The organism is Dietzia sp. DQ11-44 (assembly GCF_014145205.1).
In the GTDB taxonomy this organism is placed as follows: domain Bacteria; phylum Actinomycetota; class Actinomycetes; order Mycobacteriales; family Mycobacteriaceae; genus Dietzia; species Dietzia natronolimnaea.
Map to the genome: position 1 here is coordinate 1 of NZ_JAALEC010000191.1, position 20657 is coordinate 20657.

Genomic DNA, 20657 nt, shown 5'->3' on the forward strand with positions numbered 1-20657 from the left:
CGGCCCGGCCCGACCTGGTGTTGTGGCCGGAGAACGCCTCCGACATCTCGCCCCTGGCCGACAGACTGGCCGGCGACCAGATCACCGCCCTGTCCCGACGCCTGGACGCCCCGATCCTCGTGGGCACCGTCCTGCGTGTGGGTGACGGCCCCGAGGCCACCAACTCGTACCTGGTCTGGGACGGCCGATCGTCCGATTCCGCCGCCGGGCCGGTGGTCGACCGTCACGACAAGAAGTACATCCAGCCATTCGGGGAGTGGTTGCCCCTCCGCGCGCCGCTCGAAGCGCTGTTCCCGATCGCCCGGACCGCGGGGCACTTCGTCCCGGGCGACGGCACCGGGCTCATCACCGCGGCCGGGATCGACCTCGGTGTGGCCATCTGCTTCGAGATCGCCTTCGACGCCGCGGCCCGTGAACCGATCGCGCGCGGCGCGCAGATCCTCACCGTGCCCACCAACAACGCGACGTTCGGCAGATCCCCGATGACCTACCAGCAACTCGCGATGTCGCGGGTCCGGGCCGTGGAGCACCACGTCCCCGTCCTCATCGCCGCCACGAGCGGGGTCAGCGCGGTGATCGGCCCCGACGGTGAGGTGCTCCAGGAGACCGGGATCTTCGAGCCCGCGACGCTGGCGGCGCGGGTCGAGTTGGGGACCGCCGGTACGATGGCAACCCGACTGGGCGGCATACCGCAGATGGTGAGCTGTCTCATCGGGCTCGTCGGCCTGGGATGGGCGTTGATCCGCACCCGGCAGCGACCCGCGACCGAGCACGAGGAGACGTAAGTGACCGATCCGATGGCGCCTGAGCCCGCCGCTGCGTCCGCGGGGACCCTGGTGATCATCCCCACGTACGACGAGCGGGACAACCTGCCCGGCGTCGTCGAGCGTCTGCTCGCGTCAGCTCCCGACGTGGCTGTCCTCATCGCGGACGACAACAGCCCCGACGGCACGGGGGAGGTCGCCGACCAGCTCGCCGCCGGGGACACGCGGGGGCGGATCACCGTGCTGCACCGCCCGGGCAAGCAGGGGCTCGGGGCGGCCTACATCGCCGGATTCCGCTGGGGACTGGAGCGCGGCTACACCGTGCTGGTGGAGATGGACGCGGACGGCAGCCACCCGCCCGAGCGCCTGCCCGCGATGCTCGCGGCGGTCGACGACGGCGCGGACCTGGTGATCGGGTCGCGCTACGTGCCCGGCGGCAGCGTGGAGAACTGGCCGTGGCAGCGCCACGTGATCTCCCGCGGCGGCAACGTCTACTCCCGGATCATGCTGGGGGTGGGCATCAAGGACATCACCGCCGGCTTCCGGGCCTATCGCAGTGAGTCACTGACACGCCTCGACCTGGACGCGATCGAGTCGAAGGGCTACTGCTTCCAGATCGACATGACCTGGCGGCTGCTGAACTCCGGGGGCACGGTCGTCGAGGTCCCGATCACCTTCACCGAGCGCACCGTCGGGCAGTCCAAGATGAGCGAGTCGATCTTCCGGGAGGCCGCCGTGAACGTGGCCCGCTGGGGCTGGGAGAAGCGGCGCCGTCAACTGACGTCACTCGTCCGGCGCTGAGCCGGCGCCCTCCGGAGCCGACCTGGCACCCCTGAACGCAGGACGCCCCGGCCCCGTGAGGGGGCCGGGGCGTCCTTGCCGGGTCGTGATGCCCGGCGTCAGGATGCTCAGCGGGCGCCGGCGCGCCGACGCTTCTTGAGGATCTCCATCCGCTCCTTGAGCAGGTCCTCGAGGTCGTCGAGCGAGCGACGCTCGAGGAGCATGTCCCAGTGGGTACGCGGCGGCTTGCCCTTCTTGACCTCGACCGCCGGACCGTCGATGAGCTGGCCCTCCTGGCCGTTCTTGCACATCCAGGTCCCGGGGATCTCGGCGTCATCGGCGAACGGGACCTCGTACACCTCGCCGTTCTCCGTCTGGTACTTGGCCATCCGCCGGGGCGCGAGATCGGTGTCCCGGTCGGTCTCGTAGCTCACCGCACCGAGGCGGCTGCCTCTGAGGACTCGATCTGCCATGCGAACTCCTTCTACCGTGTTCGTCCGTCTGTCCAGCTGCCTGCGACACGACGCTGCCGTGTTCCTGGTGATGTAACGCCAGGTGACCCCCCAAATGTTCCCACGGGATAGGGCAGCAGGCCAGCCGGGGACCGTCTCGGTACCCTGACCTCCGTGGACACCGACGCCCCCGCCGCTCAACCCCCGCCTCGGCGGGGCGAGGCCTCGTGCGCGTGGTGCGGGCGTCCGGTGGACGAGGGCGACACGGGCCGACGACGACGGTACTGCCGCCGGTCGTGCCGTCAGCGCGCCTACGAGCAACGGCAGTCTCTGCGGGTCCGCGAACTGCCGGAGGGGACGGTGGTGCTCTCGGAAGCCGAGTCGACGGACCTCATGGACCGGATGTTCCAGCTCAGGTGCGCGTGCGAGGACCTGCGCACCGCGATCCTCGAGGGAGAGGACGCCACCGAGTTGGCCCGGATGTCCGGTGACCTGGTGGACGCTGCCCGGCGCGCCGAACGACTGAGGTGAACCGCGACTGAGGTATCCCTCCCCGGCGAGGTGTCCGGCACCTACGGTTGACCGCAGACACCCCAGCGAGGAGACGCCCCGTGAGTGAGCACATCGCCGATTCCCATGACGTCATCCGCGTCCGGGGGGCGCGGGAGAACAACCTGAAGTCGATCAACGTCGACCTGCCCAAACGACGGCTCACGGTCTTCACCGGGGTGTCCGGTTCCGGCAAGAGCTCACTGGTCTTCGCCACGATCGCCGCCGAGTCCCAGCGGATGATCAGCGAGACCTACAGCGCGTTCCTCCAGGGCTTCATGCCCACCCTCGCGCGCCCCGACGTGGACCTCCTCGATGGCCTCACCACCGCCATCGTGGTGGATCAGGAGCGCATGGGATCCGACCCACGTTCGACGGTCGGCACGGCCACCGACACCGGAGCCCTGCTGCGCATCCTGTTCAGCAGACTGGCGGAGCCGCACATCGGCGGACCCAAGGCGTATTCGTTCAACGTCGCGTCCGCCAGCGGGGCGGGCATCCTGACGAAGGCGGACGGCACCCGGCAGAAGGCGGAGTTCTCCATCACCGGCGGGATGTGCGCCAGGTGCGAGGGGCGTGGGTCGGTGTCCGACTTCGACGTCGACGCTCTGGTCGACCGGTCCAGGTCCCTCGCCGAGGGGGCCATCACGGTACCCGGGTACTCGATGGACGGGTGGTACGGACGCATCTACGCGGGGTCCGGCTTCTTCGACATGGACAAGCCAGTCCGCGATTTCACCGAACAGGAGATGCACGACCTGCTCCGGAGGGAACCGGTCAAGATCAAGGCCGACGGGATCAACGTGACCTTCGAGGGGCTCATCCCGAAGATCCAGAAGTCGATGCTGGCCAAGGACGTCGAGGCGATGCAGCCGCACATCCGGGCATTCGTGGAGCGAGCCGTGGTGTTCACCACCTGTCCGGAGTGTGACGGCACCCGCCTGAACGAGGGCGCACGATCGTCGCGGATCGGCGCACTGAACATCGCCGATGCCTCCGCCATGCAGATCACCGACCTGGCCGAGTGGCTTCGCGGGCTCTCCGAACCATCGGTCGCCCCGCTGCTCGCCGCGCTGCAGCACACCCTGGACTCCTTCGTGGAGATCGGATTGGGCTACCTCTCCCTGTACCGGCCGGCCGGCACGCTCTCCGGTGGTGAGTCGCAGCGCGTCAAGATGATCAGACACCTGGGGTCGGCGCTGACCGACGTGACCTATGTGTTCGACGAGCCGTCGATCGGTCTGCACCCGCACGACATCCAGCGGATGAACGATCTGCTGTTGCGGCTGCGTGACAAGGGGAACACCGTCCTCGTGGTGGAGCACAAGCCGGAGATCATCGCCATCGCCGATCACGTGGTGGACCTGGGGCCCGGTGCCGGGTCCACCGGTGGCGAGATCTGCTACGAGGGGTCGGTCGCCGGCCTCCGGGGAAGCGACACGGTCACCGGCCGCCACCTCGACGACCGCGCGACGCTCAAGGTCGGGGTCCGCAGGGCGACCGGCCACCTCGAGGTGCGGGGCGCGACCGCCCACAATGTCCGGGACGTCGACGTCGACATCCCGCTGGGCGTGCTGTGCGTGGTGACCGGCGTGGCCGGCTCCGGGAAGAGCTCGCTCATCCACGGGTCGGTCTCCCCACTTCCCGGTGTGGTCGCGATCGACCAGGCCGCGATCCGCGGGTCCCGCCGCAGCAACCCGGCCACCTACACCGGGCTGCTCGAGCCCATCCGGAAGGCCTTCGCCAAGGCCAACGGGGTCAAACCCGCCCTGTTCAGCCCCAACTCCGAGGGCGCGTGCCCCACGTGCAAGGGGGCGGGCGTGATCTACAGCGATCTCGGTCTGATGGCGGGGGTCGCCACGACGTGCGACGACTGCGAGGGCCGGCGCTTCCAGGCCGAGGTCCTGGAGTACCGGTTGGGGGAGCGCAACATCGGTGAGGTCCTGGCGATGTCGGTGGCCACGGCAGAGGAGTTCTTCCGCGAGGGACCGGCGCGGATCCCGGCCGCGCACAAGATCCTGCTCCGGCTCCGCGACGTGGGACTGGGCTACGTCCGGCTGGGACAACCGCTGACCACGCTGTCGGGAGGGGAGCGGCAACGTCTCAAGCTGGCCGCGCAGATGGCGGACAAAGCGGAGGTCTACGTGCTCGACGAACCGACCACAGGACTGCATCTGGCCGACGTCAGGAACCTGCTGGGCATGCTCGACCGGCTGGTGGACGCGGGCAGGTCCGTCGTCGTCATCGAGCACCACCAGGCCGTCATGGCCCACGCGGACTGGATCATCGACCTCGGTCCCGGGGCCGGCCACGGTGGCGGCCGCGTCGTGTTCGAGGGCACGCCCGCCGAGCTCGTGGCAGCCCGGTCCACGCTCACCGGTGAGCACCTCGCGCGGTACGTGGCGGAGGGTGTCGAGCCCGCGATCGGGTGAGGGGTACCGGCGATCACCCCGCCTTACCGAACCGCTTGTGCAGTGCCTGCTTGCTCACTCCGAGGACGACTCCGATCTCCGCCCAGCTCAACCCGTGCAGCCGAGCGTGTCGGACCGCCGCCGACTCCTCCCGGGCGAGCGCCGCCCTCGCCTCCGCGATCGCGGCCAGGCGGGCGACCGGGTTCGGCGTGTCGTCCTCGTGGTCGTCGGCGTCGTCATAGGTCGTGTTCACATTCCTCACCTCGTTCGTCAACCTACGTTGACAGCACCGGGCGCGTCAATCAGGGTTGACGGTCCGGTACGGCGGACTAGGGTCGTGGTCATGCCCACCAACCGATATCCCGAGATCGCGTTCGGTCCCGCCGCCCGTGCACGGCAGGAGTCGACGGGCGTCACCAGGCCGACGGAGACCGGCGAATTCGCCCTGGAGGGCACGGACTGCGCGCTGATCCGGCGCGCCGACCACTTCCTCCTCTCGAGCGTCACCGAGTCCGGGTGGCCGTACGTCCAGCACCGCGGGGGACCCACCGGGTTCGTCCACGTCCTGACGCCCACCTCTCTCGCGTGGCTGGAGTTCCGCGGAAACCGCCAGTACGTCTCCGTGGGCAACATGGACCACGACGGGCGCGTCTGTCTGCTCTTCGTGGACTATCCCACCCGGGCCAGGCTCAAGGTGTTCGGTCACGCCCGGGTCATCGAACCGGACCGGGACCCGGACGTGATCGGGCGCCTGCGGTCGATGGGGGAGAGGACCTACACCGGGCATGTCGAGAGGGCGATCGTCGTGGATCTCGTGGCCGCCGACGCCAACTGCAGCAAGCACATCACGCCGAGGTGGGATCGCGCGTACATCGACGACCTCACCGAGGTGTACCGCCGGCAGATCGACGAACTGCGGGAAGGGTGAGACGTGGGAACCTTCGACATCAAACGCCAGCGCAGGGACCTCTACAACGGCACAGTCGGGAGGTTCGACCTGGTCGAGGTACCACCGATGCGATTCCTCACGGCCGACGGCTCGGGGAACCCCAACACCTCCGCGGACTACGGCAAGGTGCTCGAGGCGCTGTACACGTGCTCCTATGCGGTGCGGGCGGTGGCCAGGGTCGAACTCGGGCGAGTCCACACCGTCGGCCCGCTCGAGGGTCTCTGGTACGCCGACGACCTCGGGGTGTTCACCGCGCGGGACAAGGACGCCTGGGCGTGGACCATGATGATCTGGCAGCCGGACTGGGTCACCGAGGACATGGTGGCCTCCGCCGTGGAGACGGTGACCCGGAGGAAGCCTCACGTCGCGGTGGACCGGGTCCGCCTCGAGGAGTTCGCGGAGGGCCCGGCCGTCCAGACCCTGCACGTCGGACCGTACGACGCGGAGGGTCCGGTCATCGCCCGGATGCACGAGCAGGCCATCACCGGTCGCGGCCTGATCGCCTCGGGGCACCACCACGAGATCTATCTCTCCGACGCGCGCAAGACCGAACCGGCTCGGCTGCGGACGATACTGCGCCAACCCGTGGCGAGCGCCGCGGAGCAGTGATCGGGTGCGGGTAGAAAGAACTCATGACCACCTCCGACGGATTCCCCGATGCCTCTTCCGATGACGCGAGCAGGTTCGTCCGAGCCTCAGGGCTCGTCATCGACGAGGTGACCGCGACGAGCCTCAGGGGCCATGCGGTTCTGGGCGAGGACCACCTCACCGCGTGGGGGACCGTCCACGGAGGTGTCTACGCCAGCATCGTCGAGTCCGCGGGCGGCGCGGGCGCCGGAGCCGCCGTGGCCGACCGGGGCCAGATCGCGGTCGGTGTCCACAACGGCACCGACTTCCTGCGGGCGTCGACGGGCGGGCGGGTCGACGTGAGCGCGGAAGCGTTGTTCCAGGGGCGCGGTCAGCAGCTGTGGGACGTGGTGATCCGCCAGTCCGAGAGCGGCACCGTACTCGCGAGGGGCCAACTCAGGCTGCAGAACGTTCCGCGGCCGGATCCGGCTCGGCACAGCTGACCCCACCCGGGGCCCGGCGGCGCCCCGGACTCACGTCGCGTCGGCACGCTCCAGCGCCGCCACGACACTCCGCGCCAGTCGACGCAGTTCGAGGAGGTCCTCCGCCGGCAGGTCCAGCTTCTCCAACAGGGAGCACTGGATGCGGCCCGCCTCGTCGCGGAGGGCGTGCCCGGCGTCGGTCAGCACGACGGTCACACTCCGGGCGTCCCCGCCCGCCCGGTGACGCGACACCAGTCCGGCGGCCTCCATCCGCGAGATCAGCGGGGAGAGGGTGCCGGAGTCCAGGAGCATCCGGTCGCCCAGCTGTCGGATCGTCAGACCGTCCTCCTCCCACAGGGCGAGCATCACCAGATACTGGGGATAGGTGAGCCCGGCCGAGGCCAGGGCCTCCCGATAGGCCGCTGTCGACGCCCTGGAAGCGACGTAGAGGGCAAAGCAGACCTGCTGGTCGAGGCGGAGATCGGCGTCCATCTCCCCATTGTCCCGCAGAATTCGATTGCGCACAATTGAGTTGTGCGCAATACTTCTGTCATGGAGCACACCCCAGGTACGCGACCGGCCGGACGCACCGGCACCCGGATGACACGACGCCCGGGCCGGGCCGGCGAGGTGATCCGTCACCTGGGACGCTGGACCCTCGGCGCCGCACTGCTGGGCGCCGGCGTGGGACACCTGACCACCATGCGGCAGGAGTTCCAGGCCCAGGTGCCCACCTGGGTGCCCCTGGACCCGGACTTCGTGGTGCTGGCCTCCGGTGTCGTCGAGATAGGACTGGGCGCCGCCCTCATCCTGGCGCCGACGAGATTCCGGCCCGCCGTGGGGTGGGTCACCGCCGGCTTCTTCGTCGCGATCTTCCCCGGCAACATCTCGCAGTACGTCACCGGCACGGCCGCCTTCGGACTGGACACCGACCGCGCCCGCCTCATCCGACTGTTCTTCCAGCCCCTCCTGGTGGCGTGGGCACTGTGGTCCACCGGGGCGTGGAGAGCGTGGCGCGGCCGACGCGGCTGACCACCGGCTCCGACACGCTCAGTGCGGCCCGGGTGAGCCGGGTCGACCGGGCGTCCTCACGGCGGGCCGGGGGAGAAGAACCGCCAGATCTCGCCGGGCGCGTCGTACCGGGCCCCACCGTCGCGGCCCCACCTGCCGGACAGGGTGGGGAAGGAGTGGCCGACCCGGTCCACCATCACCAGCCGCACGGGATCCGGGCCTTCCCAGGTGATCGTCTCGGCGTCGCCCTCACGACTGACCGACGGGGACGACCCGTCGACCGCGACCCCGTTGTGTCGGGCGAACCACTCCGCGCCGTCCACGGCGGACAGCACCTCGCCCCGCGACTGCGCGGCGAGGCCCGATCCCACGCGGACCTCACCACCGTCGATCGGGTTGATCGGGTCCTGACGCCCTTGGACAAACATGATCGGAACCGGCTCGCCATCGACCCCACAGCCCAGGTTCTCCCGGGTCGGGGGATTGGCGGCCACCGCCGCGACCCCGTCGACGAGGTCCGGCGCCTCGAGGGCGAGTCGCATGGCCATGTGTCCGCCGGAGGAGAAGCCCACCGCGTAGACCGGGCCGGTCGTCCCGAGCGACCCGGCGGCCTGCCGGAAGAGCCCCACGTCGTCGAGGTCGTCCTCCTTGGCGGGCCAGTCGCCCTCCCTCCGGCACTCGTTCCAGTTGTTCTCGTGGCCGTCGACGTAGACGATCGCGAAGCCCTCGTCGTCGGCCAGGCGCTCCAGGTCAGGACCTATCCCGTTGCGGATCCCCGAGCCGGTGTCCCCGGTCCCGTGGATGACGAGCAGTACGGGCGCCGAGGGGTCCTCCGCCGCCGGGGGGCGGTAGACGGTCCAGTTCCGGGTGAGGTCGTCCAGCACTGTCGAGTGGCTGGTCAGATCCCGCGACTCATCCGTCGGGATCGACGCGGGCGGGGAGCGATCCCCGGACTGTCCTGCACACGCGCCCATCGCGATCGTGAGCACGAGGCACGCCACGGCCCGGAGGGGTCGGGGGAACGTCGACTCCGTCATGCCCCGAGTCTGGCGCATCTCGCGCTCACCCGCCCAGGCGGACGGCCTCTGAGTACACTCACAATCCATGCACATCGATGAGTATCGTCGCCACGACGCCCTCGGCCTGGCCGACTCGGTCAGGTCGGGAGAGGTGACCGCGGGCGAGTTGCTCGAGGTCGCGTTACAGCAGGCGGACGCCGTCAATCCGCACCTCAACGCCATCGTCCAGCGGATGGACGACCGGGCCCGGGAACGGGTGGCGGGGCCGCTCGACGGCCCCTTCGCCGGCGTTCCCTTCCTCATCAAGGACCTCGGTCAGGACTACCGCGGGGTGCCGACCAGCGGAGGCTCGCGGCCCCTGTCCCGTATCCCGGCGGCCGAGCATTCGACAGTGGTACAGCGCTGGCTCGACTCGGGCCTCGTCATCTTCGGCAAGACCAACACCCCGGAGTTCGGCGCGAAGGGCATCACCGAACCGGACCTCTTCGGTCCCGCCCGCAACCCGTGGGATGCGAGCAGGACGCCCGGAGGTTCCTCGGGAGGGTCAGCCGCGGCGGTTGCGGCCGGTGTCGTCCCCGTGGCGGGGGCCAGCGACGGCGGCGGTTCGATCCGCATCCCGGCCGCCTGCTGCGGGCTGGTCGGACTCAAACCGGGCCGCGGCCTGGTTCCGATGGGGCCGTCGCTCGGGGAGGCGATGCACGGTGCGGCGACGAACGGCGTGATCTCGCGCTCCGTCCGCGACTCCGCGGCGATGCTGGACGTGTTGGCGGGAGGGGAGCCGAGCGGACCCTACGTTCCCGGGGTGCCCACCGAGAGCTTCCTCTCGCAGGTCGGTCAGGATCCGGGACGGCTGCGGATCGGTGTGTGCACCGCATCCTCGATTAACTCCGAGCCCCATCCGGAGGCCTTGGCGTCGGTGGAGGCGGCCGCACGGACGCTGTCCGACCTCGGTCATGACGTGGAGTTGCTCACCGAGCAACCGGTCGACGACCTGGCGTTGGCCCGCGACTTCCTCGCCACCTGGTTCGTGGTCCTGGCGTGGCAGGTCGACGACGCCAAGCGGCGCACGGGGTGCCGGGACGGTGACTTCGAGCTCGACACGCAGATCATGGCGGCCCTCGGACGAGCGCACAGCAGTGTCGAGTACGTCGACACGGTGATGCGTCGACACGAGCACGTGCGGCGGTTGTCGGCCTTCTTCGACGGCTACGACCTCCTGGTCACGCCCACGCTGGCCGACCTGCCGCCGCGTATCGGCGCGCTGGACACCCCTCGACTGGCACACCGTGCGGCGACCGGGCTACTCAAGACCCGGACAGCCGGCCTGCTGCGACGCTCGGGGCTCGTGGAATCGATGATCGACAACAACCTCAACTGGATCCCGTACACCCAGCTGGCCAATCTCACCGGCCGACCGGCGCTCTCGCTGCCCCTGCACCGGACCCCGGAGGGCGTGCCCATGGGGGTGCAGTTCATCTCACAGCTCGGGGGTGAAGCCATGCTCCTGCGCCTCGCCGGTCAGCTCGAGCAGGCGGTGCCGTGGGATCACCGGCGGCCGCCCGTACCCGCCGGCGCGGGGCGACCTCGATAGCTCGGGGAACGTCACCCGGCAACACGGGGAGTGCCCCTGGAAACGTCACTGTGACGTTGTGAGCGCAGCCAGCCAGCCGCCCCGGTGTCGCCCCGAAGAGCCGGCGATTAACCCGTCAGGTCGGGTTCCACCCGTCTGACTGGTTCCGCCCGCCAGAGTCCACGCCCGGCGGTACCGGGTGACACCTCGGGGCCAGGCCGCCCACAGGGCGTCACCCCACGACGGAGTCGGCCGTCGCGAACGACATGGGCGGAGACAGCGTCGATATGGTGGCGACCTCAGCCGATGAGCGGGGCGACCCGGAACAGCCCGACAGAAGCACGCGGCGCCGGGCCCGACAACCGGGCGGCACGATCGACAGCATCGCTGCAGGGCCCACTGCTATCAGCCTTATGGTTAAGTGCCGATAATCTACATTATGTAAAGTCAGAGCCCCGACCTGCTGCGGGAGAATCTCTGCAGCCCATGGGTCAGATGCTCACGGCCTCGTGCTCACGTCACGCCCCCACCGACGCCGACCCGTCTCAGTGAGCTCGTTCGACCGCGATCCGTTCGATCCGCGGCAACGCGAGAGCCAGCACCGGTAGGTATCCCGCCGCCCAGACCGGGGCCCCGAAGCTGACGACACAACCGCCCGGCACTCCGATGACCTCGTGCCGGGTCGCATTCACACCGGCCACCCTCCACGCCCACAGCCGCCGATCCACGAAGTCGGTGATCTCGAACGGCAGGGACAGGCCCGCCACGGTCGTGACCGTCCCCCGCGCACCGGCCGTCAAGCTGGAGTCGCCGTCGACCCGGGCATCCGAGACGGTGGGCCCCATCGCGGCCAACACCGCACATCGGTGATGACCGTCCACACGGTCTCCGGGTCCACGTTCATCCGCAGTTCGGTCGTCCACATCCCGCGCCGAAGCGTCGTGCGGACTCTGATCATCGAACTCAGCCACGTGGCGGATGCGAGGTGTGTCATCGACCGGCCCGGCCCCTCAGCTCGCGGCCCTGTCCGCCAACTTCTCGCGGTGGGCCGCTCCACCCCGGCGACAGCGGACTCCCCTGTTCGCGGACGCGACGGATCATCACCCCATGGAGGTAGAGCACCGCGCTGGCGCAACCGTCGACGGTGGTCACCACAACACCCCAGCGGAACCCGCCGAGTCAGCTGGTCCGGTCCAGGATGAGCCGAACCGCTTCCCGGGGCGCGTCCCACTGCGGGAAGTGGCCGCACCGATCGAACCAGTGCAGTGTCGCGTCGGGGAACGCGCGCGCGGCTCGGTGAGCCTGGGCCGGAAGTGTCACCAGATCGCGGCGACCCCAACCGATGGTGACCCGTCCCGGGACCGAGCCCGCGGGGGCGCCCTGCTGCTTCGGGCCCTTCGTCAGCGCGTCCATCGCCGCGCCCGTCCCAGGCGCGTCGGCCAGTCCCGCCACGTCGGGCAGCACGGTCCGCGCCGGCAGGGCCCAGGGGCGCACGGAGAGCTGCGCCAGCAGCGCGGTCCGACTCACCGGATTACCCAGCAGAACCGGAAGCGCTCCGCGCAGTGCGCTGACCAGGGCGATCGACGGTCGCAGGGTGGCGCTGAAGATCGCCAGCTCACGATCGCTCCAGAATCCACCGGGGTCCAACGCCACGGTGTCACCACCGACGCCGCGCCGGGCCAGCTCGAGCACGATCCGCCCACCCATCGACTGCCCGGCCGTGGAGACCCCGTGCAGACCCGACTCGTCGATGAACCGGGCGACCGCGTCGGTCAACGTCGCTATGGAGACCTCACCGTCGAGCGGTGGGGACTCGCCGAACCCCGGCAGGTCGACCGCGATGATCTCCCGGCTCGCGGCCAGGTCGTCGATGATGGGCTCCCACGATCGCCACCCCGCGCCGAGGCCGTGTACGAGAAGTAGTGGACTGCCCTGACCGCGTCGAACATGATGCAACGTCATCAGTCAAGCCTACGGAGTGCGCGGCGGACAGGTCGCGTGCGACCTGCCACGATCGGGGCCCGGTGCCCGGGTCCGAGGTGGCAGACCGGCGACGACGGATGGGACGATCTAGAGATGCGCACCCCGGACGGCATCGACCGCGATCGTGACGAGGACGGCCGCGCGCGCAACGCGCGTCCCCGCGACGAACTCGGCCGACCTCTGCCACCGGGGAGCCTCGGAGTCGAGCGCATTCCCGACGACCTGGACCTGCCCCCCGACGAATCGTTGGCGTGGGCGCAGGACCTGCTGGACCGCGGCCTCGCCTTCCACGCGCACGAGGTGCTGGAAGGCGCGTGGAAGAGCTCCCCCGCTGACGAGCGGGAGCTCTGGCAGGGCCTCGCCCAGCTGGCAGTGGGCATCACCCACATCCAGCGTGGCAACACCACGGGGGCCCTGGCGCTACTCGAGCGTGCGGCCGACCGTATCGGTGGCCGGGACGGCCCGGCACCCCACGGGATCGATGCCGCCGGATTGGTCACCCACGCCAGCGACCTCATCACCGAACTCCGCCGAGGCACAGTCCCCGCTCCCCCTCGACTGAGACCGCATCTGAAGCACCGGCCACGTCCGCGCTAGGGCCTCGTCACCGTTCGGGACGGCCTTTCAGCCGCGCGCGGCCCGCTGGTGATCCGCGGAATACGCGGCGAGGACCTCTCGGACTCCGGCGTCCCCCTCCCGGCCGGTGAATTGGCTGAGTGGCACCGCGAGGCGGTCCAGCGACGCCGACAACGTACTTGCCCCGACACGCGCCTCCACGGTGTCGACCTCCGCGACGGCATCACACAGCTCCAGCGCGTAATGCACCTGGCGGGACAACGCCTGGTAGGGATTGGCCTCCTGGAAATAGTAGGTCTCCGAATGCTGTGTCAGATCCACGGTCACGACGTTGATCTCCGTGGCGAGGCCCTCCGTCACCCGCGAGATGGTGTCCGGGGAGAGGTCTCGAACCGCCGCGGCGAAGTCGGCTTCCGCCAATCCGTGGAGCCGCAGGGCCAGTGCGCTACGACGCGAGAGCGGCGGATAGATCTGCATGAACCAGGTGAGGGACGCGGTCAGCAGCGCGAACCCCGTCAGCGCCTCCACCGGGGCCAGAACGCGGATGAGAGGTTCCGTGGCCACCACGTCCCCGAACCCCAGGGTGGCCAGGGTCACGAGGGACACGTAGAGCGCCTCGGCGGCGACCGGGTATCGACCGGGGTCGATTCCGGAGGAGTAGTCGAATCCGTCCGGGACGTGCGGGAGTTAGACCAGCGCCCACCCCACTGCCTGCAGCAACACCCAGACCAGAACAGTGACCACCATCCCCGCGGGGCCCACGATCGAGCCCAGACGGTGCCCGAACCGCCGGGAGACCGCCCACAGTGCGGAGAACACCACCTTGCTGAGTGCCGCCTCGCTGCGTGGGTGCATCAGCGCGCGAAACACGTCCATCAGGCCGAGAGCGATGATCCCGGCGCCGACCACGGTGTGAACGGGCGGCGGCGGGCCGCAGTCATGGGTGGCACAGGGTGGCCCCACCCGGCGGACGTCGAGGGTCGTCCTCACGCCCCTCGGCACCGCGCGCCGTGCCCGGATGCTATCCCTTCGCCTGGCGGGCAGCGTCTCGGGTGCGTGGGCGGCCCGAGCCGACGGGCCGGACGCCACCGGGTGTGGCCGTGCGCGGGATCCGCGCCACACGCTTCCGTCTCCACGGGTCCGGGCCCCGGGGATGCGCGTAGCGTCAGGGGCACGCACCCGTCAAGGCTGGGAGATCGACCCATGACCACTGTCAACGACACCGCCGATCGCATACTCGCCCGAGCTGCCGACGCCCCGCACGGCCGACACGCCGAGATCATCGTCCACGAAGGACCTCTCCGCCAGTCGCTGTTGGCCCTGACGGCGGGCACCGAACTCGAGGAGCACAACTCTCCCCCGGCAGCGAGCCTCTACCTGCTCCGGGGGGCGGTGCGGGTGACCGGCGAGACCACGGTCGACATCGGCGCCGGCGAACTCCACGCCCTCACCCACCACCGGCACGCCGTCACGGCCCTGGAGGACTCGGTCTTCCTCCTCACCACCGTCACCGGCATCGAGGGAACGGGCAGCCACACCGATCCGCCCTCTGCCTGAGCCGATCCCGACCGCGGTGTCCCGGAGACGGTGTCCCGACGCGGGAGCTCTGTCGCCGAACCCCCGGCGCCGAACCCCTGACGCCGTACCCCTGGCGCAGTGCCGGCGAGTGACGGACACTGACGAGATGCGCACGCGCCACGTCAGCACGGTGATCCACCGCTCCCCGGCGGACGTCTACGACCTCGCCTCCGACCACACGAAGCTCGCCACCTGGGCGTCTGGGCTGGCCACCGCGCAGGCCTCCGTGGACGGCGACACCCTGGTCGTCGACTCCCCCATGGGGAGGGTGAGCGTCCGATTCGTCCCCAGGAACGACTTCGGGGTCCTGGACCACGAGGTCACCCCGCCCGACGGCGCGATGGTCCACAATCCGCTCCGGGTCCTGCCCCATCCGGACGGCGCGGAGGTGGTCATGACCGTCCGTCAGCTCTCCGACGACGACGACGACGACGAGTTCGAGCAGGACGCCGCCACCGTGGCAGCCGACCTGGATCGACTCAAGGGCCTCCTCGAGGGGGAACGTATTCCGGTCCCCCCGTCTTCTGCGCGTCCCGCCGCACAGGCGGATATCCGCGTGGCGGGTCCGGCGGACGCGACCTCACTCGGGCGCCTGCTCCACGACTTCAACACCGAGTTCGACTGCGCCACCCCGAGCGCGGCAGAGGCGGCGACACGGTTCGAGCGACTCCTCGAGCGCGAGGACGTCCTCGCCGTCGTCGCCGGACTCCCCCGGGGCCGCGAGGCCGGGACCGATGTCGGCTTCGCCTTTCTCACCCTTCGCCCGACCCCGTACTGGGACGGTCCCCTGGCCCAGCTCGAGGACCTCTACGTTCGTCCGGACCTCAGGGCCGCCGGCATCGGAACCGGGGTCCTGCACCGGTCGGTGTCCGAGGCCCGACGGCGCGGCTGCGAGGAGATACTCATCAACGTGGACTCGGACGATCTCGGCGCCCGGCGGTTCTACGAACGTCACGGCTTCTCCGACCACGACCCGGACACCGGCTCCGGGATGCGGTGCTACCTGCGACAGCTCTGACCCCTGAGGGTTCACGCCGCGTCAGCCGACGGTTCCGGACTCCTCGGGAAGGATGTGGCGCAGGATGTCCGAGATCGTGATCACGCCGACGAACCGGTCGTGATCCATGACCGCGGCGAGTTGCTCGCTCCGCTCCCGCGACACCGCGAGCGCCTCGTACACCGGCGTCCGGGTGTCGAGCAGCATCACCGGTCTGGCCAGGTCCCGCGCCGGGTGGCCCTCCTGCTCCATCAGCGTGTCGCGCACATGAACCACCTCCGGGGTGGAATCCCCATCGAGGAGGAGGATGCGCATGTGTCCCGTCCGAGCCGCGGCCTCCTGAACCTGCGCCACGGTGGCATCCGCGGCCACCGCGGTGGGTGCCCTGTCGGTGTCGACCAGTGACCCCACCGTCAACTGATCGAGGCCGAGCGCTCCGGTCAGCGGGGAACTGAATGTCTCGTCCAACGCCCCGACCGAAGCCGAGTGTTCGACCAGTTGCCGGATCGTGGCGGCATCCTGGCCTCCCACCGCGGCCCGCTCGACCGGGGTGACGCCACTGGCGGAGACCAGACGGTTGGCGACCTCGTTCACCCACCGCAGTAGCGGCCGGAACACCCAGATGAAGCCCCGGGAGGGAAGCCCGATGAACTTGGCGGAGAACTCCGGATGCGCGATGGCCCACGACTTGGGGGCCATCTCCCCCACCACCAGGTGGAGGAACGTCACGAACAGCAGTGACAGCGCGAACGCGGCGCCCCCGGCCACCTGTACCGGCGCGCCCAAGGAGGCGAGGACAGGCCCGAGCCAGGCGTCGACGGCCGGCTTGGTGACCGCGCCCAGCGCGAAGGTGCAGGCGGTGATCCCCAACTGGGCACCCGCGAGCATGACGGTCAGCTCGTTGATCCCCCGCAGGGCGGCCCGCGCCGAGGCGCTCCTCTCCGCGTCCTTTTCGAGCCGGTGCTGACGAGCCCCGAGAAGCGCGAACTCGATCACCACGAAGAAGGCGCTCAGGACGATCAACGCCACGGTGATCGCGGCGACGACGAGCGGATTGTCCATCACCGCTCCTCCCCCCGTCCCGGCTCGAGCCCGTGTCCCGTCGCGGGGTGTCCGTCGTCCCCGGGACGCCCCGGGTGCTCCTCCTGGGAGTCCACCAACCGGACCAGCAGTTCGCCGGGGACCAGCCGGGTCACCTCGAGGACCTCGATCTCCAGGGCGAACTGAAGCGGTGTCTCGGCGATCAGTTCCCGGGGCTCGATCGGCAGTTCGACCCGCACGGTCTGACCCACTTCCGGGAGTTCGCCGTGCGCGGAGATGGTCAACCCCGCCATGGTCTCGTAATCTCCGTGCGGAAGCTCATGACCGAGCGATCTCTCGGCCTCGTCGACGTGGACGTCACCGTCCATCCGCCAGATCCCCTCGTCCACGACCGCGATGACCGACTCGGGTTCCGTGTCGTGTTCGTCGGTCAGCTCCCCCACCAACTCCTCGGCCAGATCCTCGATCGTCAACACGCCCGCGAAGCCCCCGTACTCGTCGACCACCGCCGCGAGCTGCGTCTTCGACCGGGTCAGCGTCGACAGCGCATGGGGCAGGGACATCAACGAGGGCAGGACCACCGGTGGGCGCATGATCTCCGAGACCGGGGTGTCGGCCTTCGCTCCCACGCGGAGCAGGTCGGCCAACTGAACGACCCCCAGCGGCTCCAGAGTCTCCGAGACCACCGGATACCTCGTGTGTCCCGAGGCCATCAACGTCCGGACCTCTCCGACGGTGTCATCCGGGCCCACCACGCTGGTCTGGGGACGCGGGATCATCGCGTGCTCGACGGTGCGATCCGGGAAGTCCAGGATCCGGTCGATGAGGACCGACAGGTTCTCGGGCAGATCGCCGCTCTCCCGGGCGTCCGCCACGATTCGCTCGAGATCCTCGGCGGTCGCCGTGGAGTCCAGATCGTGGACCGGTGTGACCCCGACCACCCTGAGCAGCAGGTTCGCCGCCCGGTCGAACACCACGATGAGCCAGCCGAACACGGTCAGGTAGAGGGTGGTGGACCGCGCCAGACCGCGGGCCAGGGGCTCCGGGCTCGCGATCGCCAGGTTCTTGGGATACAACTCGCCGAAGATCATCTGCACCACGGTCGCGGCCACCAACGCCAGGACGGTGCCCACCGTGACGCTCACCGCCGCGGGGACTCCGACCCCGCCCAGGAGGGTCCCCAGCGATTCGCCGACCAGCGGTTCGGCCACGTACCCGACCAGCAGGCCGGTGACCGTGATGCCCAACTGGGCACCCGACAGCATGAAGGACGTCCGTTGCGTGACCCTCAGTGCCCGCTGGGCGGCGACGTCTCCCGCCTCGGACAGTGCCTTGAGCCTGTTCCTGTCCACGGACATGTAGGCGAATTCCTGTGCCACGAAGTAGCCGTTCGCGGCGATGATGGCCAGGATCGCGAGGATCCCCAGCAACAACATCAGAAGGGTCAGGACCACGGGGCCACCTCCCCCTCGGGAGACGCCGTGTCGGCACTCGAGCGCCGTGGACCTGAGAAGAACGAGGAGGGCGACTAGGCCCCGGGTCGTCGTCCGACCCGGTCCTTTCAGAGGGGGTACCCATCAGGGCCTCTCACACACTCCGTTTCGTGTGTCGATGTGGATGACTCCCCGAGTATGACGCAATCCGCCCCCCGGGACCACGACTCCCCGGCCGCGGTCACCGTCCCGGGGTGACGGGGCGGACGGTGAGGGTCTGCGCGAGGGTACCGATCGGGCCCGACTCGTCGTGCAGGGTGCTCGAGGTGAGCCCGAGCCCGCCCGGACCGAAGCTCACCCGGGTGTCGAACCCGACCCACTCCCCTCGTGGCTCGCGGAAGAGGTGGGCGGTGAGGTCGATGTTGGGGAACTGCACGTCCTCGGGAGCCGCGCGGACCGCCATTCCGTTGGCGATGTCGAACAGTGCTGCCGACCGGGCCAGCCCGCCCACCGACTCGCCTGCGACCAGCGGGACGTCGGTGCGCACCCAGTAGCGAGCCCTCCCCGGCCCGACCGAGTCCCGGCGGACCTCCGCGGACGCCAGGTACCCGCCCTGCCAGACCGAGGTGGGGTCCCACTGCGGCATGTCGGTCGGTCCCGGGATCGGGTCGAGGCCGACGGCCTCGAGCTCCGTGGTGTCTCTCGGTTGCTGCAGCCACGCGCGCAGGCGGACTCCCACGCGATCCGCGAGTCCGTACGTGGCCTCCACGAGCTCGATGGTGCGCCCCGGTCTGACCACCTGCACGTCCACCGCGACCGGGTCCATGGGCACGGTGCCGAGGATCTCGTAGGTCAGGCGCGAGATCACCATGGGATCGTCCCGCCGACGTCGTAGATCACCCTCCACCTCGTGCACGAGCAACCCGAACGACGGGCCGATGTGCTGCACCGCCGGATCCCAGGCCCCGGTGGTGTGTGAGGTCGGGTCGAACCATCGGTCACCGAGTCGCTCGAAGTACGCCACGCATGCCCCCCATCGAGTGAACTGTCACTAACTGACTACCACGTGATGAGGGGACCGACCGTGAATCGGCACCCACCGTCACCCGCGTGCGGTTGACTCTGATCCGGAAGCACGAGCCCGACCCTGCGCCCAGGAGTGACAGATGACCGCCGAGCAGTACGACACCTTCGACACCCCTGTCGACGACAGGTACCTCGACGACTATCAGGAAGGACGCACGTACCGCTTCGGTGAGGAGTCGGTGGACGCCGAGGAGATCATGGAGTTCGCCCGCAGGTATGACCCGCAGAGCATCCACACTGATCCCGAGGCGGCCGCTCACGGCCCGTTCGGAGGACTGATCGCGAGCGGCTGGCAGACCGCGGCGCTCATGATGCGCCTGTTCGCCGACAACTACCTCACCGCTGTCGCGAGCCTGGCGTCCCCCGGGATCGACGAGCTCCGCTGGGTCCGGCCGCTGCGACCCGGCGACCGTCTCACCCTGATCTGCGAGACGACCGGTGTCCGCCCCTCCAGGAGCAAGCCTGACCGCGGGGTGCTCACCACGGATGTGACGCTGGTCAACCAGGACGACGAACCGGTCCTCACCGCCACGGCGCTCAATATGGTCGCCCGCCGCTGAGCCGTCTCAGAGCCTGGGCGTGAGGTGGAAGAGAGGCAGGTGCCTGGTCGTGCGGGTGGCGTAGATCTCGTAGTTCGGCCACACCTTCACGGCGGCGTCCCAGGCCGACGCCCGCTCGTCCTCGGCCACCTCCCGCACGTCCACGGTGAGCCTGGCGCCGTAGACCGACACGTCGACCTCGCCCTCCCCCGCCGCGCGGAGGTTGTGCACCCACGCAGGAGCCTTCTCGCCCCCCCAGTTGGAGCCGACGACCACCAGGCCGTTGCGCCACGATGCGAACAGCAGCGGGGTGTCGCGCGGCTCACCGGACTTCCTGCCCGGGACGTGCAACGTGAGCGTGGGCAGCCCCGCCACCCGGAGCAGCGGGACGCGGCCACCGGAGATCCTGTTCATCCACTTGTCGACCGTCACCACGAGGTGGGAGTTCTCCCGCGTCGCGTCCTGACGTCCGAACCAGATCGCGATCGGGGTGAGAAAGTTGCTCATGAACGAACCCTAGGACGTGGGCGGACCGTCGAGGTGGGTCAGGGTGCTTTTCGCCGTGGCGACCACCTGGACGGACTCGAGCCACCCCCTGCGCAGCCCGGCCTCGAGCGCCGCGAGATGGAACGCCCACATGCGCCGGTACACGGCGTCGAACCCCAGTGCCGCCGCGTCCCGCCCCCGGAGGGCGAACGTCTCGGACCACAACCTCACCGTCTCGGCGTGGTGCGACGTCGCCTCGATCCGCCCCAGCAGACGCAGCCGCGGAGAGCGGTCGACGGCCGAGACCAGTTCCGACCAGGGCACCACGGGGCCCGCCTCGGAGACGTACCTCGAGCCCCACGCGGCGAGTTCGACGACCGCCGG

24 protein-coding genes and 2 pseudogenes are annotated in these 20657 nt (G+C 69.8%); 13 read left to right on the top strand and 13 right to left on the bottom strand.

Features of this window, described 5'->3' with window-relative positions; translation table 11 throughout:
- Positions 1 to 785, top strand: a 785-nt coding sequence (gene lnt, locus G6018_RS05850; protein ID WP_182610328.1) for an apolipoprotein N-acyltransferase, incomplete at its 5' end; no start/stop codon positions are given.
- Between the two features lie 12 nt (positions 786 to 797).
- Positions 798 to 1565, top strand: a complete 768-nt coding sequence (locus G6018_RS05855) for a polyprenol monophosphomannose synthase (protein WP_182639150.1) — start codon at positions 798 to 800, stop codon at positions 1563 to 1565.
- 107 nt (positions 1566 to 1672) lie between these two features.
- On the opposite strand, the gene G6018_RS05860 is transcribed toward G6018_RS05855, so the two are convergent.
- Positions 1673 to 2017: an RNA polymerase-binding protein RbpA gene (locus G6018_RS05860; protein ID WP_182639125.1), complete on the bottom strand. Its 345-nt coding sequence runs from the start codon at positions 2015 to 2017 to the stop codon at positions 1673 to 1675.
- Positions 2018 to 2170: 153 nt separating this feature from the next.
- On the opposite strand from G6018_RS05860, the gene G6018_RS05865 reads away from it, so the two are divergent.
- Positions 2171 to 2527, top strand: coding sequence for a hypothetical protein (locus tag G6018_RS05865; RefSeq protein WP_179525250.1), 357 nt, complete (start codon positions 2171 to 2173; stop codon positions 2525 to 2527).
- Positions 2528 to 2607: 80 nt separating this feature from the next.
- On the top strand, positions 2608 to 4977 hold the full coding sequence (locus tag G6018_RS05870) for an ATP-binding cassette domain-containing protein (RefSeq protein WP_182639126.1): 2370 nt from the start codon (positions 2608 to 2610) through the stop codon (positions 4975 to 4977).
- A 13-nt stretch (positions 4978 to 4990) separates the two neighbouring features.
- Here the strand turns inward: G6018_RS05870 and G6018_RS05875 are convergent, their stop codons facing one another.
- Positions 4991 to 5146: a sigma factor-like helix-turn-helix DNA-binding protein gene (locus tag G6018_RS05875; RefSeq protein ID WP_187700734.1), complete on the bottom strand. Its 156-nt coding sequence runs from the start codon at positions 5144 to 5146 to the stop codon at positions 4991 to 4993.
- Positions 5147 to 5299: 153 nt separating this feature from the next.
- Between G6018_RS05875 and G6018_RS05880 the strand changes: the two genes are divergently transcribed.
- From G6018_RS05880 to G6018_RS05890, 3 genes are read left to right on the top strand one after another with little or no spacing between them, the layout of a single operon-like run.
- Positions 5300 to 5884, top strand: a complete 585-nt coding sequence (locus G6018_RS05880; protein ID WP_182639128.1) for a pyridoxamine 5'-phosphate oxidase family protein — start codon at positions 5300 to 5302, stop codon at positions 5882 to 5884.
- Positions 5885 to 5887: 3 nt separating this feature from the next.
- Positions 5888 to 6514, top strand: a complete 627-nt coding sequence (locus tag G6018_RS05885) for a GyrI-like domain-containing protein (protein WP_182639130.1) — start codon at positions 5888 to 5890, stop codon at positions 6512 to 6514.
- A gap of 23 nt (positions 6515 to 6537) precedes the next feature.
- The gene (locus G6018_RS05890; protein WP_182639132.1) at positions 6538 to 6975 is read left to right on the top strand and encodes a PaaI family thioesterase; all 438 of its coding nucleotides are present in this window, start codon (positions 6538 to 6540) and stop codon (positions 6973 to 6975) included.
- Positions 6976 to 7005: 30 nt separating this feature from the next.
- Here G6018_RS05890 and G6018_RS05895 read toward each other — a convergent pair whose 3' ends face one another.
- The gene (locus tag G6018_RS05895) at positions 7006 to 7446 is read right to left on the bottom strand and encodes a MarR family transcriptional regulator (protein WP_182639133.1); all 441 of its coding nucleotides are present in this window, start codon (positions 7444 to 7446) and stop codon (positions 7006 to 7008) included.
- 108 nt (positions 7447 to 7554) lie between these two features.
- Between G6018_RS05895 and G6018_RS05900 the strand changes: the two genes are divergently transcribed.
- On the top strand, positions 7555 to 7986 hold the full coding sequence (locus G6018_RS05900) for a DoxX family membrane protein (protein ID WP_179526230.1): 432 nt from the start codon (positions 7555 to 7557) through the stop codon (positions 7984 to 7986).
- A 56-nt stretch (positions 7987 to 8042) separates the two neighbouring features.
- On the opposite strand, the gene G6018_RS05905 is transcribed toward G6018_RS05900, so the two are convergent.
- Positions 8043 to 9002 carry an alpha/beta hydrolase-fold protein gene (locus G6018_RS05905; RefSeq protein WP_182609964.1) on the bottom strand — a complete coding sequence of 320 codons (960 nt, stop codon included), beginning with the start codon at positions 9000 to 9002 and terminating at the stop codon, positions 8043 to 8045.
- A 67-nt stretch (positions 9003 to 9069) separates the two neighbouring features.
- Here G6018_RS05905 and G6018_RS05910 point away from each other — a divergent pair, with 67 nt between their 5' ends.
- On the top strand, positions 9070 to 10575 hold the full coding sequence (locus tag G6018_RS05910) for an amidase (RefSeq protein WP_182639135.1): 1506 nt from the start codon (positions 9070 to 9072) through the stop codon (positions 10573 to 10575).
- Positions 10576 to 11099: 524 nt separating this feature from the next.
- Here G6018_RS05910 and G6018_RS05915 read toward each other — a convergent pair.
- Positions 11100 to 11479 (bottom strand): annotated as a pseudogene (locus tag G6018_RS05915) (SRPBCC family protein).
- A gap of 254 nt (positions 11480 to 11733) precedes the next feature.
- Entirely contained in the window at positions 11734 to 12516 is a 783-nt protein-coding gene (locus G6018_RS05920) for an alpha/beta fold hydrolase (RefSeq protein ID WP_017837744.1), read from the bottom strand.
- A 114-nt stretch (positions 12517 to 12630) separates the two neighbouring features.
- On the opposite strand from G6018_RS05920, the gene G6018_RS05925 reads away from it, so the two are divergent.
- A complete protein-coding gene (locus G6018_RS05925; RefSeq protein WP_182639138.1) occupies positions 12631 to 13134 on the top strand; it encodes a DUF309 domain-containing protein in 504 nt (167 codons plus the stop codon).
- Between the two features lie 27 nt (positions 13135 to 13161).
- Here the strand turns inward: G6018_RS05925 and G6018_RS05930 are convergent, their stop codons facing one another.
- Both G6018_RS05930 and G6018_RS17100 read right to left on the bottom strand, forming a co-directional pair.
- Positions 13162 to 13719, bottom strand: a complete 558-nt coding sequence (locus G6018_RS05930) for a potassium channel family protein (protein ID WP_206682358.1) — start codon at positions 13717 to 13719, stop codon at positions 13162 to 13164.
- Between the two features lie 81 nt (positions 13720 to 13800).
- Positions 13801 to 14103 (bottom strand): hypothetical protein, encoded by a 303-nt coding sequence (locus G6018_RS17100; protein WP_206685256.1) that lies wholly within the window; start codon positions 14101 to 14103, stop codon positions 13801 to 13803.
- Positions 14104 to 14316: 213 nt separating this feature from the next.
- Here G6018_RS17100 and G6018_RS05935 point away from each other — a divergent pair, with 213 nt between their 5' ends.
- Both G6018_RS05935 and G6018_RS17640 read left to right on the top strand, forming a co-directional pair.
- Positions 14317 to 14670, top strand: a complete 354-nt coding sequence (locus tag G6018_RS05935; RefSeq protein ID WP_017837741.1) for a hypothetical protein — start codon at positions 14317 to 14319, stop codon at positions 14668 to 14670.
- Between the two features lie 127 nt (positions 14671 to 14797).
- Positions 14798 to 15709 (top strand): GNAT family N-acetyltransferase, encoded by a 912-nt coding sequence (locus tag G6018_RS17640; protein ID WP_182639141.1) that lies wholly within the window; start codon positions 14798 to 14800, stop codon positions 15707 to 15709.
- 21 nt (positions 15710 to 15730) lie between these two features.
- Here G6018_RS17640 and G6018_RS05945 read toward each other — a convergent pair whose 3' ends face one another.
- The 3 genes from G6018_RS05945 to G6018_RS05955 all read right to left on the bottom strand — a co-directional run bounded on the left by G6018_RS05945 (position 15731) and on the right by G6018_RS05955 (position 19186).
- Complete coding sequence (locus tag G6018_RS05945; RefSeq protein ID WP_182639143.1) at positions 15731 to 16750, bottom strand: CNNM domain-containing protein; 1020 nt, start codon at positions 16748 to 16750, stop codon at positions 15731 to 15733.
- On the bottom strand, positions 16750 to 18183 hold the full coding sequence (locus G6018_RS05950) for a CNNM domain-containing protein (protein ID WP_182639145.1): 1434 nt from the start codon (positions 18181 to 18183) through the stop codon (positions 16750 to 16752). Before G6018_RS05950 ends, G6018_RS05945 begins: the two co-directional genes overlap by 1 nt.
- 220 nt (positions 18184 to 18403) lie before the next feature.
- On the bottom strand, positions 18404 to 19186 hold the full coding sequence (locus G6018_RS05955; protein WP_179525235.1) for a thioesterase family protein: 783 nt from the start codon (positions 19184 to 19186) through the stop codon (positions 18404 to 18406).
- A gap of 142 nt (positions 19187 to 19328) precedes the next feature.
- On the opposite strand from G6018_RS05955, the gene G6018_RS05960 reads away from it, so the two are divergent.
- Positions 19329 to 19808 (top strand): MaoC family dehydratase, encoded by a 480-nt coding sequence (locus tag G6018_RS05960; protein ID WP_179525234.1) that lies wholly within the window; start codon positions 19329 to 19331, stop codon positions 19806 to 19808.
- A gap of 6 nt (positions 19809 to 19814) precedes the next feature.
- Here the strand turns inward: G6018_RS05960 and G6018_RS05965 are convergent, their stop codons facing one another.
- On the bottom strand, positions 19815 to 20294 hold the full coding sequence (locus tag G6018_RS05965; RefSeq protein WP_182609972.1) for a nitroreductase family deazaflavin-dependent oxidoreductase: 480 nt from the start codon (positions 20292 to 20294) through the stop codon (positions 19815 to 19817).
- 9 nt (positions 20295 to 20303) lie between these two features.
- Positions 20304 to 20657 (bottom strand): annotated as a pseudogene (locus G6018_RS05970) (class I SAM-dependent methyltransferase); the annotation flags it as partial.